21 protein-coding genes are annotated in these 16089 nt (G+C 53.5%); 13 read left to right on the plus strand and 8 right to left on the minus strand.

The window, feature by feature from the left end; genetic code table 11:
* The first annotated feature begins 14 nt into the window (after nt 1–14).
* From fliJ to rcsA, 10 genes are all read left to right on the plus strand, one after another.
* On the plus strand, nt 15–458 hold the full coding sequence (fliJ, locus tag ACERJC_RS09225; RefSeq protein ID WP_042318278.1) for a flagellar export protein FliJ: 444 nt from the start codon (nt 15–17) through the stop codon (nt 456–458).
* Complete coding sequence (gene fliK, locus ACERJC_RS09230; protein ID WP_373671501.1) at nt 455–1666, plus strand: flagellar hook length control protein FliK; 1212 nt, start codon at nt 455–457, stop codon at nt 1664–1666. The genes fliJ and fliK overlap by 4 nt, the downstream gene beginning before the upstream one ends.
* A 104-nt stretch (nt 1667–1770) precedes the next feature.
* Nucleotides 1771–2235, plus strand: a complete 465-nt coding sequence (fliL, locus tag ACERJC_RS09235) for a flagellar basal body-associated protein FliL (protein WP_043000286.1) — start codon at nt 1771–1773, stop codon at nt 2233–2235.
* A gap of 4 nt (nt 2236–2239) precedes the next feature.
* The gene (gene fliM, locus ACERJC_RS09240) at nt 2240–3244 is read left to right on the plus strand and encodes a flagellar motor switch protein FliM (RefSeq protein WP_152403957.1); all 1005 of its coding nucleotides are present in this window, start codon (nt 2240–2242) and stop codon (nt 3242–3244) included.
* A complete protein-coding gene (gene fliN / locus ACERJC_RS09245) occupies nt 3241–3654 on the plus strand; it encodes a flagellar motor switch protein FliN (protein ID WP_042318274.1) in 414 nt (137 codons plus the stop codon). Before fliM ends, fliN begins: the two co-directional genes overlap by 4 nt.
* Before the next feature lie 2 nt (nt 3655–3656).
* Entirely contained in the window at nt 3657–4031 is a 375-nt protein-coding gene (gene fliO / locus ACERJC_RS09250; RefSeq protein WP_373671502.1) for a flagellar biosynthetic protein FliO, read from the plus strand.
* On the plus strand, nt 4031–4768 hold the full coding sequence (gene fliP / locus ACERJC_RS09255; protein ID WP_043000284.1) for a flagellar type III secretion system pore protein FliP: 738 nt from the start codon (nt 4031–4033) through the stop codon (nt 4766–4768). Before fliO ends, fliP begins: the two co-directional genes overlap by 1 nt.
* Nucleotides 4769–4777: 9 nt before the next feature.
* Nucleotides 4778–5047, plus strand: a complete 270-nt coding sequence (gene fliQ, locus ACERJC_RS09260; RefSeq protein WP_042318268.1) for a flagellar biosynthesis protein FliQ — start codon at nt 4778–4780, stop codon at nt 5045–5047.
* 8 nt (nt 5048–5055) lie between these two features.
* Nucleotides 5056–5850: a flagellar biosynthetic protein FliR gene (gene fliR / locus ACERJC_RS09265; RefSeq protein ID WP_373671503.1), complete on the plus strand. Its 795-nt coding sequence runs from the start codon at nt 5056–5058 to the stop codon at nt 5848–5850.
* A gap of 280 nt (nt 5851–6130) precedes the next feature.
* Nucleotides 6131–6754 (plus strand): transcriptional regulator RcsA, encoded by a 624-nt coding sequence (rcsA, locus tag ACERJC_RS09270; protein ID WP_178823464.1) that lies wholly within the window; start codon nt 6131–6133, stop codon nt 6752–6754.
* A 55-nt stretch (nt 6755–6809) separates the two neighbouring features.
* Here rcsA and dsrB read toward each other — a convergent pair whose 3' ends face one another.
* Nucleotides 6810–6998, minus strand: coding sequence for a protein DsrB (dsrB, locus tag ACERJC_RS09275; RefSeq protein ID WP_046481260.1), 189 nt, complete (start codon nt 6996–6998; stop codon nt 6810–6812).
* A gap of 129 nt (nt 6999–7127) precedes the next feature.
* Between dsrB and yodD the strand changes: the two genes are divergently transcribed.
* A complete protein-coding gene (yodD, locus tag ACERJC_RS09280; RefSeq protein ID WP_042318260.1) occupies nt 7128–7355 on the plus strand; it encodes a YodD family peroxide/acid resistance protein in 228 nt (75 codons plus the stop codon).
* Nucleotides 7356–7645: 290 nt separating this feature from the next.
* Nucleotides 7646–8461, plus strand: a complete 816-nt coding sequence (locus ACERJC_RS09285; protein ID WP_373671504.1) for a mannosyl-3-phosphoglycerate phosphatase-related protein — start codon at nt 7646–7648, stop codon at nt 8459–8461.
* Here ACERJC_RS09285 and dgcQ read toward each other — a convergent pair.
* The 3 genes from dgcQ to ACERJC_RS09300 form a co-directional block, all read right to left on the minus strand.
* Entirely contained in the window at nt 8458–10152 is a 1695-nt protein-coding gene (gene dgcQ, locus ACERJC_RS09290; protein WP_373671505.1) for a cellulose biosynthesis regulator diguanylate cyclase DgcQ, read from the minus strand. The genes ACERJC_RS09285 and dgcQ overlap by 4 nt on opposite strands.
* 130 nt (nt 10153–10282) lie before the next feature.
* Complete coding sequence (locus ACERJC_RS09295) at nt 10283–10459, minus strand: YodC family protein (RefSeq protein WP_178823915.1); 177 nt, start codon at nt 10457–10459, stop codon at nt 10283–10285.
* Between the two features lie 75 nt (nt 10460–10534).
* Nucleotides 10535–11452 carry a DUF808 family protein gene (locus ACERJC_RS09300; protein WP_152406300.1) on the minus strand — a complete coding sequence of 306 codons (918 nt, stop codon included), beginning with the start codon at nt 11450–11452 and terminating at the stop codon, nt 10535–10537.
* A 171-nt stretch (nt 11453–11623) separates the two neighbouring features.
* Between ACERJC_RS09300 and yedA the strand changes: the two genes are divergently transcribed.
* Nucleotides 11624–12544, plus strand: coding sequence for a drug/metabolite exporter YedA (gene yedA / locus ACERJC_RS09305; protein ID WP_371894892.1), 921 nt, complete (start codon nt 11624–11626; stop codon nt 12542–12544).
* On the opposite strand, the gene ACERJC_RS09310 is transcribed toward yedA, so the two are convergent.
* Genes ACERJC_RS09310 through drpB form a run of 4 tightly spaced genes read right to left on the minus strand, consistent with a single transcriptional unit; the run spans nt 12536 to nt 15488 of the window.
* Nucleotides 12536–13003 (minus strand): very short patch repair endonuclease, encoded by a 468-nt coding sequence (locus ACERJC_RS09310; protein ID WP_286633535.1) that lies wholly within the window; start codon nt 13001–13003, stop codon nt 12536–12538. The genes yedA and ACERJC_RS09310 overlap by 9 nt on opposite strands.
* Entirely contained in the window at nt 12984–14417 is a 1434-nt protein-coding gene (locus tag ACERJC_RS09315) for a DNA cytosine methyltransferase (protein ID WP_373671506.1), read from the minus strand. Before ACERJC_RS09315 ends, ACERJC_RS09310 begins: the two co-directional genes overlap by 20 nt.
* A 50-nt stretch (nt 14418–14467) precedes the next feature.
* Nucleotides 14468–15166: a phosphohydrolase gene (locus ACERJC_RS09320; protein WP_373671507.1), complete on the minus strand. Its 699-nt coding sequence runs from the start codon at nt 15164–15166 to the stop codon at nt 14468–14470.
* A 52-nt stretch (nt 15167–15218) separates the two neighbouring features.
* The gene (gene drpB, locus ACERJC_RS09325) at nt 15219–15488 is read right to left on the minus strand and encodes a cell division protein DrpB (protein WP_152406299.1); all 270 of its coding nucleotides are present in this window, start codon (nt 15486–15488) and stop codon (nt 15219–15221) included.
* Between the last annotated feature and the right edge of the window lie 601 nt (nt 15489–16089).

Raw genomic sequence — 16089 nt, forward strand, 5'->3', positions numbered from 1 at the left:
GGAGGGTAAGGGTCATGGCTGAACATGGTGCACTGGCAACGCTCAAAGATCTCGCCGAAAAAGAGGTAGACGACGCGGCGTTGCTGTTAGGTGAAATGCGCCGCGGTTTTCAGCAAGCGGAAGAGCAGCTCACGATGCTGCTCGACTACCAGAACGAATACCGCAGCAACCTCAACAACGATATGAGTCAGGGGATTGCCAGTAATCGCTGGATTAACTACCAGCAGTTTATTCAAACCCTGGAAAAAGCGGTGGAACAGCATCGCCAGCAGTTAACGCAGTGGACGCAAAAAGTGGATGTGGCGCTGAACAGCTGGCGTGAAAAAAAACAGCGACTTCAGGCCTGGCAGACCTTACAAGACAGACAGAACGCGGCAGCCTTACTGGCTGAAAACCGCCTGGATCAGAAAAAAATGGATGAATTTGCGCAGCGTGCAGCAATGAGGAAACCAGAATGATCACTTTGCCCCAAATGGCCACAACTGACACAGACCTTATCACCGGCCTGTCGTCCGGGAAAACGGCGGACTCCGCCCAGGATTTTCTGGCCCTGTTGGCCGGCGCGTTAGGCGCAGGCGACGCACAGGGTAAAGACGCGCCGCTGACGTTAGCCGATTTGCAGGCCGCCGGCGGCAAGCTGCAAAAGGGCCTGTTGACGCAGGACGGCGACTCCTCGCAGGCCGTTAAGCTGGCCGACCTGTTAGCCGCCAAAGAGGGGCAGTCTGAAGAGGTGCAAAAAGGGTTGAGCGACGCACAGGCTCTGCTGTCCGCGCTGACCCCCACGCAGAAGAACAGTGCGCTGGCAGCTCTGCGCCAGACCGCACAAAATAATGAAGACACCTCAGCACTCAGCGATGACGATCTCGCCAACCTTAGCGCCCTTTTCGCCATGTTGCCGGGTCAACCGGGAATGACGACACCGCCGGTAACCGTCGGTGAGAAAGTGAGTGCGCTGAGCGCTTCGCTTAGCGCCGATCCCCGCTCGCTCGCGCAGGGCGCAGGCAGTTCATTGACCCGTGACGACGCGAAAAAGGGCAAAGTGGATAGCACACCGCAGGTTATCGCTGCGGAAAACGCTAAAGGCCAGGTGGTCACCTCGCCTGTGGTGGTGGCTGCCACCGCAAACGCCGAGATCGACAGCACGCCTTCCCCCGTGACGCCGGGCATTGCCATGACCACCGCCACGCATTCCGCATCGCAGCCGCCGCCCACCAGCGCGGCACCGGTTCTGAGCGCACCGCTGGGCAGCCATGAATGGCAACAATCCCTGAGTCAGCACATCACGCTATTTACCCGCCAGGGTCAGCAGAGTGCGGAACTGCGTCTGCATCCGGAAGATCTCGGTCAGGTACAGATCTCGCTTAAGCTTGATGATAACCAGGCACAGCTACAGATGGTTTCAGCCCATAGCCACGTTCGCGCGGCGCTGGAAGCCGCCCTACCGACGCTGCGCACACAGCTGGCAGAAAGCGGCATTCAGTTGGGGCAAAGCAGCATCAGCAGCGAGAGTTTCGCCGGCCAGCAACACTCCTCTTCCCAACAGCAGCAAACGGCTCGCACACAGGGACAGGCTCTGCACATGGCCGATGACGAGAGTGAGCTGGCCGTTCCCGCTTCGCTCCAGTCCGCCGCACGCGGTAACGGCGCCGTCGATATCTTCGCCTAACGCCAGAGGTAGCATGATTATCCGCGTCTTTTCCACGCTTTGCCGTGGTCAGGACACGGGATAATCAGCCGATAAGCTGTACCGAAACAGGAAGCCCGTATCAGATGACTGATTCCGCGATTAGCAAAAAGAGCAAACGCTCAATTTGGATCCCGCTGCTGGTAATCATTACCCTTGCCGCCTGCGCAACCGCAGGCTATAGCTACTGGCGTATGCAGCAGCATCCCACTCCGGCGGCGAATGAACCACCGCCACCGCCTGCACCGGTGTTCTTCGCCCTGGATACGTTTACCGTCAATCTGGGCGATGCGGATCGCGTACTGTATATCGGCGTGACGTTGCGGCTGAAGGATGAAGCCACGCGCACGCGCCTGAACGAATATTTGCCGGAAGTCCGTAGCCGTCTGCTGCTGCTGTTTTCTCGCCAGGACGCCAACGCGCTGTCTACCGAAGAAGGTAAGCAAAAATTGATCGCGGCGATTAAAGAGACGCTTTCCCCTCCGCTCGTTGCCGGACAACCCAAACAGGACGTTACCGACGTGCTGTACACAGCTTTCATTCTGCGGTAAAGACATGGGCGACAGTATTCTCTCTCAGGCTGAAATCGATGCGCTGTTGAACGGTGACAGCGACACGAAAGACGAGCCGACTCCGGGTATCGCGGGCGAAAGTGAAATTCGCCCGTACGATCCCAATACCCAACGTCGTGTGGTGCGCGAGCGTCTGCAAGCGCTGGAGATCATCAACGAACGTTTTGCCCGTCAGTTTCGGATGGGGCTGTTTAACCTGCTGCGTCGTAGCCCGGATATTACCGTGGGCGCAATCCGCATCCAGCCGTATCACGAGTTTGCCCGCAACCTGCCGGTGCCGACCAACCTGAACCTGATCCACCTGAAGCCGCTGCGCGGTACGGGTCTGGTGGTGTTCTCGCCAAGCCTGGTGTTTATCGCCGTCGATAACCTGTTTGGCGGTGACGGACGCTTTCCGACGAAAGTGGAAGGCCGCGAGTTTACCCACACCGAGCAGCGCGTTATCAACCGCATGCTGAAACTGGCGCTGGAAAGCTATAGCGACGCGTGGAAGGCCATCAATCCGCTGGAAGTGGAGTACGTGCGTTCTGAGATGCAGGTGAAATTTACCAACATCACTACGTCGCCGAACGATATCGTGGTTAACACCCCTTTCCATGTCGAGATTGGCAACCTGACCGGTGAGTTCAATATCTGTCTGCCATTCAGCATGATTGAGCCGCTGCGCGAACTGCTGGTGAACCCGCCGCTGGAAAACTCCCGTAATGAAGATCAGAACTGGCGCGACAATCTGGTGCGTCAGGTTCAGCACTCCGAGCTGGAGCTGGTGGCGAACTTTGCCGATATTCCGCTGCGCCTTTCTCAGATATTAAAACTGCAACCCGGCGATGTGCTGCCGATTGAAAAACCAGACCGCATTATTGCTCATGTGGACGGTGTGCCTGTACTGACCAGCCAATACGGCACGGTTAACGGTCAGTACGCGTTACGCGTGGAACATTTGATTAACCCGATTTTGAATTCGCTGAATGAGGAACAGCCCAAATGAGTGACATGAATAATCCGTCTGATGAGAACACTGGTGCATTGGACGATCTGTGGGCTGACGCGTTGAACGAGCAAAAAACGACCACCAGCAAAAGTGCTGCCGATGCCGTTTTCCAGCAGCTTGGCGGTGGCGATGTCAGCGGCACGCTGCAGGATATCGACCTGATCATGGATATTCCGGTCAAGCTGACCGTCGAATTGGGCCGCACGCGCATGACCATTAAAGAGCTGCTGCGCCTGACGCAGGGCTCCGTGGTGGCGCTGGACGGTCTGGCGGGTGAACCGCTGGATATCCTGATCAACGGCTATCTGATCGCCCAGGGTGAAGTTGTGGTCGTTGCCGATAAATACGGCGTACGCATTACCGACATCATCACCCCGTCCGAGCGTATGCGCCGTCTGAGCCGTTAGTCATGAAAACCCAGGCCACTGTTCAACCGCCTTCCGCCGTCCCGGGGTCCCCCCTGATGCAGGTTAGCGGCGCGCTGTTGGGCATCATCCTGTTGATCCTGGCGGCCGCCTGGATCATCAAACGTCTGGGCTTTGCGCCGAAAGGCAGCCATGCGCGCGGACTGAAAGTTTCCGCCAGTACCTCGCTGGGTCCGCGCGAACGCGTGGTGATTGTCGAGGTTGAGGACGCGCGACTGGTGCTTGGCGTCACGGCGTCAAACATCAGTGTGCTGCATACCCTCCCCCCGGCCCCTGTTGTGCCAGAAGAGACGCCGTCTGCTCCTGCCGATTTTCAGGCCATGATGAAGAGTTTGCTTAAGCGTTCCGGGAGATCCTGATGCGCCGTTTGTTATCCCTTACGCTGACCGGTTTATGGCTTATCAGCCCCGCCGCACTGGCGCAACTTCCCGGTCTGGTGAGCCAGCCCCTGCCTGGCGGCGGTCAGAGCTGGTCGCTTCCCGTACAGACGCTGGTTTTCATCACCTCGCTGACCTTTATTCCGGCCATTTTGCTGATGATGACCAGCTTTACCCGCATCATCATCGTCTTCGGTCTGCTGCGCAATGCGCTTGGTACGCCGTCTGCACCGCCAAACCAGGTGCTGCTGGGGCTGGCGCTGTTTCTGACCTTTTTTATCATGTCGCCGGTCATCGACAAGATTTACGTCGAGGCCTACCAGCCCTTCAGTGAAGAGAAAATCTCGATGCAGGAAGCGCTGGATAAAGGGGCACAGCCGCTGCGTGAATTTATGCTACGCCAGACCCGCGAAGCCGATCTGGCCCTGTTCGCCCGTCTGGCAAACAGCGGCCCGCTTCAGGGGCCAGAAGCCGTACCGATGCGCATTTTGCTACCCGCCTATGTGACCAGCGAGCTGAAAACCGCTTTTCAGATCGGCTTTACGATATTCATCCCTTTCCTGATTATCGACCTGGTGATCGCCAGCGTACTGATGGCGCTGGGGATGATGATGGTTCCTCCGGCAACCATTGCCCTACCGTTCAAACTGATGCTGTTCGTGCTGGTTGATGGCTGGCAACTGCTGGTGGGTTCGCTTGCGCAAAGTTTCTACAGTTAGAGGCGAAAAATGACACCCGAATCGGTCATGATGATTGGCACCGAGGCCATGAGAGTTGCCCTCGCCCTTGCCGCCCCCCTGCTGTTGGTCGCGCTGGTGACGGGGCTTATCATCAGTATCTTGCAGGCCGCCACGCAGATTAACGAAATGACGCTGTCGTTTATCCCGAAAATCGTGGCGGTGTTTACGGCTATCATCGTCGCCGGGCCGTGGATGCTGAACTTGCTGCTGGATTACGTACGCACGCTGTTCACCAATCTGCCGTACATCATCGGATAAGACGACGGATGTTGCAGGTAACCAGCGATCAATGGCTGCAGTGGCTAAGCCTCTATTTCTGGCCGCTGCTGCGCGTACTGGCGCTGATCACCACCGCACCTATCCTCAGTGAACGCGCGGTCCCTAAACGGGTGAAACTGGGACTGGGGATCATCATCACCATCGTCATTGCCCCTTCTTTGCCGCCTAACGATGTGCCGATTTTTTCGTTTAACGCGTTATGGTTGGCAATGCAGCAAATCCTGATCGGCATCGCGCTGGGCTTTACCATGCAGTTTGCCTTTGCGGCGGTGCGTACGGCGGGTGAGATTATCGGTTTGCAGATGGGGCTTTCCTTTGCCACTTTTGTCGATCCGGCCAGCCACCTGAATATGCCGGTGCTCGCCAGAATCATTGATATGCTGGCGATGCTGTTGTTTCTGACCTTTGACGGTCATCTGTGGCTGATTTCACTGCTGGTTGACACATTCCACACCCTGCCTATTGGCGGCAATCTGGTGAACAGCAACGCGTTCCTGGCGCTGGCCAGAGCGGGGAGTCTGATCTTCCTCAACGGCATGATGCTGGCGCTGCCGGTGATCACTATGCTGCTAACGCTGAACCTGGCGCTGGGATTACTAAACCGTATGGCACCGCAATTATCCGTATTTGTGATTGGCTTTCCGCTCACCCTGACCGTGGGTATCACATTAATCGCGGCATTAATGCCGTTGATTGCGCCGTTTTGCGAACATCTATTTAGCGAAATTTTCAATTTATTAGCTGATATTGTTAGTGAATTACCCGTTAATAATAGTCCATAATGTTTATCGTGTTTTTCTAAGGATTATCCGAAAGTCATTCAGTAAAAACATCTACCAGGATAACTCTCACGCGCTTTATTTGTTTTTATCTCTCTCACATAACGCAACATTTACTTTACTTTAAGACAATTCCAGGCAAATTATACGTAACTTTACGGGATAGTAAGTCCGCCTGAAAACCGCATAAGCGTCTCATTAGGTGAAGCATTCGATTCCGTTAAGTTGTGATGAGATATTCAGGTAAGGGGAATTATCGTTACGCATTGAGTGAGGGTAAGCCATGTCAACGATTATTATGGATCTATGCAGTTACACCCGGCTAGGTTTGACCGGGTATCTGGTAAGCAGAGGGGTGAAAAAAAGGGAAATCAACGACATCGAAACCGTTGACGAACTCGACATCGCTTGTGACACGCACCAACCTTCTGTGGTGTTTATTAATGAAGACTGTTTTATCCATGATCCAGCCAACAGTCAGCATATAAAGCAAATCATTAATCAGCATCCCAATACGCTATTTATTGTTTTTATGGCAATTGCCAATGTCCATTTTGATGAATATCTATTAGTCAGAAAAAACTTATTGATCAGTTCAAAATCAATAAAGCCAGAATCACTGGACGATCTCCTTGGCGATATTCTGAAAAAAGAGACGGACGCCGCCGGGGTAATAAATTTACCGACGTTATCATTAAGTCGTACTGAGTCCAGCATGCTGCGCATGTGGATGGAAGGCCAGGGAACAATTCAAATTTCAGATCAAATGAACATCAAGGCGAAAACGGTGTCATCCCATAAGGGGAATATAAAACGAAAGATAAAGACGCATAACAAACAGGTTATCTATCATGTCGTCAGACTGACCGATAACGTGACCAACGGTATATTTGTTAACATGCGATGAGACGTCCCGACTGGTGGATGTCCCACCAGCCGGGTTTACATCGACCGTCGTAATCCTACTCAACCTTCTCCACAAAGATACCATCCTGATGCCCTGACTCGTTAAAGAACCAGATGCCGAGCGGGTAGTCTTCCAGCGAAACCAGGTACATTGTGCCTTCACTAAACTCTTCCACTGCCAGTACCACGCCAGGGCGACGAGAACCGCCGTCCGTTTTGACTGTGACCCGATCATTCACCTTCATCATTATCCTCCTGTGGCTTTGTGCCAGTGTAGAACAAAAACCGCCGCCTGACAGCGTCTGACCGGTTCAATTGCGGGTTTTCTCAACGGTCTATACTTAGTCTGTGGCACGGTTAATGACGAGGTTGAAATGAAGACCGCGAAAGAGTACAGCGATACCGCAAAACGTGAAGTCAGCGTCGATGTTGACGCGTTGCTGGCGGCGATTAATGAAATCAGCGAGAGCGAGATTCATCGTAGCGGAAACGACCCGGACAGGGTCAGCGTGGATGGTCGCGAGTATCATACATGGCATGAATTAGCCGAGGCGTTTGAGCTGGATATCCATGACTTTAGCGTCACGGAAATTAATCGCTAACCGGCAGCGAAAAAAATCCCGACCCTGACGGGTCGGGATGAAACTTGCTTATGCAAGAAGCACTTGAAAATTCGTTACACCAGGAAATCTGATGTACGCTAAACCTTATCCGCAATTTTTTTGCATGACAAGCAAATATTTTTCAGACAAATGATTAATCCTTCTAATGGTTAGGCCGGACAGGCTGTCAGCGCTCATGATGACGGGATCGATCCCAATTCCCTGTCAGGCAAAATACCCTATTTTTAGGATTTATCCAGAATACCGCGACTAACGTGACGGGAATAAAAATGCTTTCACTCGACGCTCCACTGCTGATTTTTACCGATCTCGATGGCACGCTGCTGGACAGTCATACCTATGACTGGCAACCCGCTGCCGACTGGCTCGCTCGCCTGCGTGAGAAAAATATTCCCGTGATCCTGTGCAGCAGTAAAACCGCCGCAGAGATGCTGCACATCCAGAAGTTACTCGGCTTACAAGGACTACCGCTGATTGCTGAGAATGGCGCCGTGGTTGAACTGGACAGCCGCTGGCAGACGCATCCTGACTTTCCGCGTCAGATCGTCGGGGCCTCACATGCTGAAATTAGCGCCGTACTGAGTAAACTTCGTGCCCGCTCCGCGTTTAAATTCACAACGTTTGATGATGTTGATGAGTCCACGATCGCCGAATGGACCGGCTTGTCGCCTGCCCAGGCCAGCTTAACGCGCCTGTATGAGGCCTCTGTCACCCTAATCTGGCGCGACAGCGATGAACGCATGGCCGAGTTTGCCCGACAACTAAACGATCTGGGATTGCAGTTTGTCCACGGCGCCCGCTTCTGGCATGTCCTGGACATCACGTCAGGAAAAAACTCTGCGGCGAACGGGCTGATTGATCTCTATCAGCGCCAGTGGAAGAGACGCCCGATCACCGTTGGCCTCGGCGATGGCCCGAACGACGCTCCTCTGCTTGAAGCGATGGATTACGCGGTGATCGTCAAAGGACTGAATCGCGAAGGGGTGGTTTTACGCTCCGACAGCGCGGTGCAGGTTTACCGCACACAGCATGAAGGGCCCGAGGGCTGGCAGGAGGGTATGACCTGGCTGTTCACTGCGCCTTAGCCCCGATCCGCCGCGCAAACCCGGTTACGTCCCGCCTGTTTTGCCTGGTAGAGTCTGCGGTCCGCCAGCGACTGGAGTTGCTCAAAATCGTAGTCTCCGGTTTCCTGGGTGCCACTCACCCCGAGTGAGGCACTTATCCGCAGCGTTGCGCTTTTCGCCACCAGAATCTCTTTCTCATTCAGCCGCTGGCGGATACGTTCAGCTATCTGCTCCGCCTGCGCCAGAGACGTTTCTGGCAGAACCACACAGAACTCCTCCCCGCCCACGCGGCCGGCAACATCATAAGTACGCAATGTGCCGCTGATTAAGCCTGCTGCATGCGTTAACACCCGATCCCCGGCCTGGTGGCCAAAACGGTCATTGATGCTTTTGAAGTGATCCAGATCGATCTGAATAACCGACAGCGGTTGTTTTTGCGTTCGACAACGCTGGGTCAGCTGTTTGGCTTTTTCAAACAGCGCCCCGCGGTTATACAAGCGGGTCAGCGTATCGTGCCATGCCTGCCACTGAAGTGAACTTTGCAGCACAAACATATTGCTGACCATATGGCGAATAACCACCCAGGAGATGATCAGCATCGCGGTGAACAGCGCCCACAGTAACGCCAGCGCAATACTGATGCTGCCGAAATCGCCGTGTACTCCTTCGCTTAAGGTATGTACCCGCACCAGCACACCATCAAAATGGTCCAGCCGTTCCCAGCTAATATAGCGGCTCCCCATGCGCAAACCGCCTACCGTATCCTGCTCAATATCATGCGCCAGCATCGCCAGTTCGCGCTCGTCAAACGTCTTTGCATTTCTCAGTTCCGGCGTTGAGGCTGCCAGCAGTTTCAGTTTACTGTCGTAGAGTTGGTACTCCCCTTCCACATCCTTGTCGATAGCCTCATCCATAAACCGTTCTACCGCTGAAACGGGGATCGTCATCGCCAGCACCCCGAGCCAGTAATGGTTGTGATCCAACGGTACACTGACGGTTACACGCTGTTGCTCATAGCTGAGTTCGGGTGACGGCGAGGTAAACCAGCGCACGCCGCGCGTCCGGTTTTTTCGCTGCGACTGCTCGGTAAACCAGGGTTGAATCACGTAGTCGTAGTAGCGGGTGGTAATTTCGCTCGAGAGCGATGTCGGCAGCGTGGAGACGTAAAATCCCGCGCGTGAGACATACATCGCCTGTAGTGACAGGGACGCGCGGGTGATCGCCAGGCGCAGCAGATAACCGACTTCCAGCGCGGCAGTCAGTTCGTTATCCAGCGATTCGTTGTCACGCGAGAGCAACTGAGTTTGATTCACAAACGAATCAGAAACGCCATTCAGCGGCAGCGTTCGTCGCTTATCCAGTTCAAGCTGCCAGACGCGCGAATGACGTAACTGTTCAAAATGGGTAACCGCATCTTTTAAGACGGAAAATCCCAGTGGAGTGATCAGCGCCTCGTGCATCCCATCACGCAGAAACAGCAGTTTATCCACATTGAATTGCAGTTGCTTGTCGAGGGCGTTGGCGACATTTTCCAGATGATTGCGCTGGCTTGAGATATAAGCGTCTTCCAGGACAACCACTTCCCGCCAGGTCAGCAGGGTTGAAAAGAGCATGACGATCAGAAAACAGAGATTCACGACATGGCCAGGGCCGAGTCGCCGCGCCAGCGTTTTCAGCCAGCCCCAGTTTTCCATCGTTGTTTCGTGCGGCACTCTGACCACTCCCTACTCGCGATTGCTTTCCTAATCCTGGCATAACTCAGTACGTTACGTATTATGGCCGTCACGTATTTTTTGAATTTAAGAAAACGCCCGACAGTCGCCGGGCGTTTAGGCATCAGGCTCATTCACACCGTTGTCTGGCATCACCGGAAACGAGCTCATTCTCATGGAATGCTTCTCGCTTGACGCCAAACCCATCATACCACCGACACTCCACCATACCGCTGGAATAGCCGGTGACAATCATGCGTGGACCGCCCTCTTTCACAGTCACTTCCTCACTGACCGAAAAAACCATGTTACCTCCTGTATACAGTGAACGTTTTCACCTTAGACGAGGATGTCTGGTTTTGCCTCATTGTGGGGAAGACTTTTAGTGCGCCACCCCGCGCACTCTGGCCACGGCTTTTACCAGCAGCACGACGATCGCGCCGATGATAAAGCCCAGCACCAGATTAAGAAGCGTCGGCAAAATCAATGCCACCACGGCGCTTTGCTGTTGGGCGAACTGTTCAATGGCATGATGTAACGGCGCAACGCCGTGCACCACAATCCCGCCGCCCACCAGGAACATCGCCAGCGTGCCAACCACCGACAATGATTTCATCAGCCACGGCGCGACAACCAGCAAGCCTTTACCTAACGCCTGCGCCAGCACGCTGGTTTTTTCCGCCAGCCAGTAGCCCATATCATCCAGCTTAACAATCAGTCCGACCAGGCCATAAACGCCAATTGTCACCACCAGCGCGATCCCCGACAGGACCAGCACCTGATTGAGCAACGGCGCCTCGGCCACAATCCCCAGCGTGATCGCCACAATCTCCGCAGAGAGAATAAAGTCGGTTCGCACCGCGCCTTTGATTTTATCTTTTTCAAACGCCAGCGGATCCTGCGCCGCCAGCGCTTCCAGCCGCCGTTGTCGTTCAGCCGGATCTTCTTTGTGTTTTCGCGATTCGAGGGTATGCAGAACTTTCTCCACCCCTTCAAAACAGAGGAAGGCGCCGCCAATCATTAACAACGGGGTAATAGCCCAGGGAATAAAGGCACTGATGAGCAACGCCAGCGGCACAAGGATCACTTTATTGACGAGCGAGCCTTTCGCCACGCTCCAGACCACCGGCAGCTCACGATTCGCTCTAACCCCCGTCACCTGCTGCGCGTTAAGCGACAGGTCATCCCCCAGAACGCCAGCGGTTTTCTTCGCGGCCAGTTTGCCCATCATCGAGATGTCATCCAACAGCGTGGCGATATCATCGAGTAAGGTCAGTAAGCTACTTCCTGCCAAAATTATTCCCTCATTTTTTTCTTCTCGAAGCGTTAAGTATGGAGTAAAACGCATAAGCCTGAAACTGGCATCATTCGTCAACATTTTTCTAACAAGATGCGTGAATTATATCGCTCGCCAGTCCGATAGTTTTCGCGTTTACTATGTCGCTTGTTAGCGTTTCTCACGTGAGGGATTATGCGTTTCAGGCAGTTGTTACCGCTTTTCAGCGCACTGTTCGCGCTGTATATCATCTGGGGTTCCACCTATTTCGTCATCCGTATCGGTGTGGAGAGTTGGCCGCCGCTGATGATGGCTGGCGTCCGTTTTCTCGCCGCCGGGGGAGTGTTAACCGCCTTTTTACTGTTGCGCGGTCATAAACTTCCACCGCTTCGCCCGCTGCTTAACGCGGCGCTGATTGGTATTTTACTGCTGGCCGTCGGCAACGGCCTGGTCACGGTGGCAGAGCATCAGGACGTCCCCTCCGGCATCGCGGCGGTCGTGGTGGCAACAGTCCCACTGTTCACCCTGTGCTTCAGCCATTTCTTTGGCATCAAAACCCGCAAGCTGGAGTGGATGGGGATTGCCATTGGCCTGGCGGGGATCGTGATGCTCAACAGCGGTGGCAACCTGAGCGGCAATCCGTGGGGGGCGATATTGATTCTGATTGGTTCAATCAGTTGGGCGTTTGGTTCCGTCTACGGTTCCCGCATTACACTGCCGACAGGCATGATGGCGGGCGCCATTGAGATGCTCGCCGCCGGGATCGTGCTGATGTGTGCTTCGCTTATCAGCGGTGAAAAACTGACCGCGCTACCGTCACTGTCAGGCTTTCTGGCGGTCGGCTATCTGGCGGTGTTTGGATCCATCATCGCCATCAACGCCTATATGTATTTGATCCGTAACGTCAGCCCCGCACTGGCAACCAGCTACGCCTACGTGAACCCGGTCGTTGCGGTGTTACTGGGGACGGGACTGGGAGGTGAACGTCTGGCACTGATTGAATGGCTGGCGTTGGGGGTTATCGTTTTTGCGGTGGTTCTGGTGACGCTGGGGAAATATCTTTTCCCGGCCAAACCGACGCTTGACGCGGTGGAAAACGAAAAAACGTTACAGTAAATGCATCCCCTGAGTGTCGATCTGCGCGGGCGCGCCTCCGCCGCAGATCCATTCTTCAAGACGTTCAGACAGCGCAACATCAGCGAGCTTCTCCCGCCCTCGTAATGCACATTCCCAGACGATCAGCACCCGCCAGCCCAGTACCTGCAAACGCTGGATATCACGGCGATCGCGCTCCACGTTTTTACCGATCTTATCCAGCCAGAAGTCTGTGCGCGTAGCCGGCACTTTAAACAGGTAGCAATGATGGTGATGCCAGAAACAGCCGTGGGTAAAAATCACGCAGCGGTATTCATCCAGTACAAAATCAGGACGCCCAGGCAGCGATGCATCCTGAACGCGATAGTCGAGTCCCTGCTCCGCCAGCAGTCCCGCCAACCGTTTTTCGATGGCAGTATCGCGGGTCGCGATGGCCCTCATATTTTTACTGCGCGTTGCCTTATCGTGAACGTCCGCCATGCACGTTCTCTTGCTGGCGTAACGCGACAGCTGCTTTAATTTTCTCTTCCAGCAACGTCGCCACGGCGGCGAATGCGGGCACCACGACGGAGTTACCAAACTGGCGATAGGCCTGGGTGTCAGAAACGGGGATACGGAACTGGTATCCCTGCGGCGATTCAAAACCCATCAGCCGCGCGCACTCTCTCGGGGTTAAGCGGCGTGGACGATGCTGCTGGTTTTGCGGATCGTCGAAGTTTACTTCCCCGGTAGCAAAATCCCAGCCACGGTCGATCAGGATTTCTGCACCATCTTTGTAATAGCGCGCGGAAAGCGTGCGCGTCACACTATTCGGATTCGCGGGATAGACCATGCCGTAGCCAAAACCGTTGCCTTTCGCCTGATGCTTTTTCGCGTAGCGGTAGAGATATTTCCACAGCACGGGCGTCAGTACATATTTGGCTTCGACTACCGGTTCTAACAGCTCCGCCAGAGTAGTGCGCCGCTGAGGATAACGCGTCCTGATATCACGCAGGGTAAAATCGCGCTTCAGATTCAGATCGCGACGAAATCCAACCAGCACAATACGTTCCCGGTGCTGCGGCAAGAAATGTTTGCCATCGATAATTTTCGGATCGTCCGGCCCGTTATCTTCCGCATCGGCGACGTCATAGCCCAGCTCATCCAGCGTTTGCATAATGATGCGGAACGTTTTGCCCCGATCGTGACTCTTCAGGTTTTTCACGTTTTCCAGGACAAAAATCGGCGGGCGGCGGGCGTCAATGATGCGCACGACGTCAAAGAACAGTGTCCCCTGGGTATCGCAGGCAAAACCGTGGGCTCGTCCCAGCGCATTTTTCTTCGACACGCCGGCAAGGGAAAATGGCTGACACGGGAAGCCTGCCAACAGGACATCGTGCTGAGGCACATGCTGGCGAATATGTTCTGCCGCCTGACTGTCGCTAACGCCTTCGTGATGGCTGAGCGTGATATCGCGAATGTCTTCATTAAAATGGTGGCTCGCCGGGTCGCAGTAATAGTTGGCTTTATAGGTGCGCACCGCATGTTTGTTCCACTCGCTGGTAAACACGCACTGCCCGCCTATCGCTTCAAATCCGCGACGAATACCGCCAATGCCAGCAAAGAGATCAATAAACCGAAAGGCATAGTGAGGATGGTGCGCAGGCGGCGTGGGCAACAGAGAGTGTAAAAACGCCGACTCTCGTTCGCTTAATCGATGCCATGCCGAGGCATTCGCCACCACGCGTTTTAAAATAGCCGGACTCCAGTGGTTCTCGCCGATTCCATTCAGGTGAGCCACCAGCGTTTTAACATCATAAATTTCCAACAATTTCGCCAACAGCGCCTGCACAGTTTCTGCATTGCTGTCTGTCGCGGGAACCAGCGAACCTGTTACTGAAAGATTTTGCTGCATATCGTCAACCGGCCAAAAAAGAGTGTCGTCAGGTTAACATAAAATTGGCTTTACGAGTGGCCGGGGCGAAATGCGTGGATCACCACAGGATCGACAGACTCATACTCCCCTTTTAGCTCAGCACTCAGTTTTGCCATGTAGTTTACCAGGAACGCCGCGTTATGCCGGGCCAGTTCACGTCCACGCTCGGTTTGCATGGTACCGGGCAACGCCAGTAGTTTGGTCTGGAAGTGATCGAGGGCAAACTGTTTATCGTTAAGCGCACGCCGCTCTGCAAAGGGATCTTCACCATCAAAAAGCGCCACGCCTAACGCGCCTGAAACCGCAAAGACCCGTGCCAGCCCTATCGCGCCCAGCGCCTCAAGCCTGTCAGCATCCTGAACGATTTTTGCTTCCAGAGTAAGCGGGACAATGTTCGCGCTAAAACTGTGGGCCTCGATCGCATGGCAAACCGACGCCAGTCGCGGCTCGGGGAAGGTCGGAAAATCCTGGATGAGGATACGGCGAGTTTCAGCAGCCGCCAGAACCGACGAGCGATGGCGATCAGGATGATTTTTGGCAAGACTGACAATGTCATGGAAATAACAGGCTGTCAGCACGACCAGCCCATCTACGTCCTGTCCTTCCATCAGTTTCCGGGATGTTGCCCAGACGCGGCGAAAATGAAAGATATCATGCGCGGTATCCTGCCGGGTGTGATGGTTACCTAGCCACGCTTCAAATTGTGATTGCCAGTGCTGAAGATCCACATTGCCTCCCGTACGTTAAGAAACGCTACAGTAGCAAGTTTCTCCCGTGTCTTCACGTTGGCTGACGGCGCGGACGCGTATACCAGGCGATGCCGCCGAGGATCAATCCCACCAGCCCGAGGACCAGAAAACCCAGCAGAGCGCCCATCCATTTCCCACTGGTTGAGCCAAGTGAGCTTTCGAATCCAGCAACCTGAATCGACTCGATGTGGCTGATCACCCACACGTAGCGAAGCATGGCCCAGACAAAGTAAACGCAGAAAGCGTAAAACACCCACAATGCCAGTTTTCCGCCCAGACTCCGTGTTGCTCTTTCTTCCATACTGCTCAAAGGAAACTCCATTTTTGTAATGTGACTCAAAAAAGATCATTGCTCATTTTTGTGATTATAATCACATTTTTATGTTATGTGTGCCACAACACCACCGCCAGTCATTGATTTTGCATATGTATTGATCCAGGGCAATTTTAGTTATGTCACAAAAATCCTCTGCTACTTCCCGCGGTATTAATAATCGCCCTGTTTTCCGTTTATTTACTCATATTGCAAACAAATAAAACATTCACCCCATCATCCTGTTTTCTGTTTTATATTATCCATATCATTATGAACGAGTCATTAGCCTTTTTATCGTTAAATTAACTTGTTTTTATAACCAGCTCCTATGCCAGTTTCTTTATTATTATCCCAGACTGATTGATATACGCTTATTCAGTAATCATTCAAATAATTGATGCTATCAAATGGAGTCATAAGCATTTGATATAACACCATAATAAATGTGAATGATTTTTAAATAAACCATATAAAATTAATTATAAAAAACTAAAATGAAATATTTGGAAATATTTAAAATACAATTGTTACATGTTATTTTTAAAATAAAATGAACTCTATAGAATAGTATCCAACGTGTTCTTCT

This window comes from Citrobacter telavivensis, assembly GCF_041807075.1.
GTDB classification, from domain to species: domain Bacteria; phylum Pseudomonadota; class Gammaproteobacteria; order Enterobacterales; family Enterobacteriaceae; genus Citrobacter_A; species Citrobacter_A telavivensis.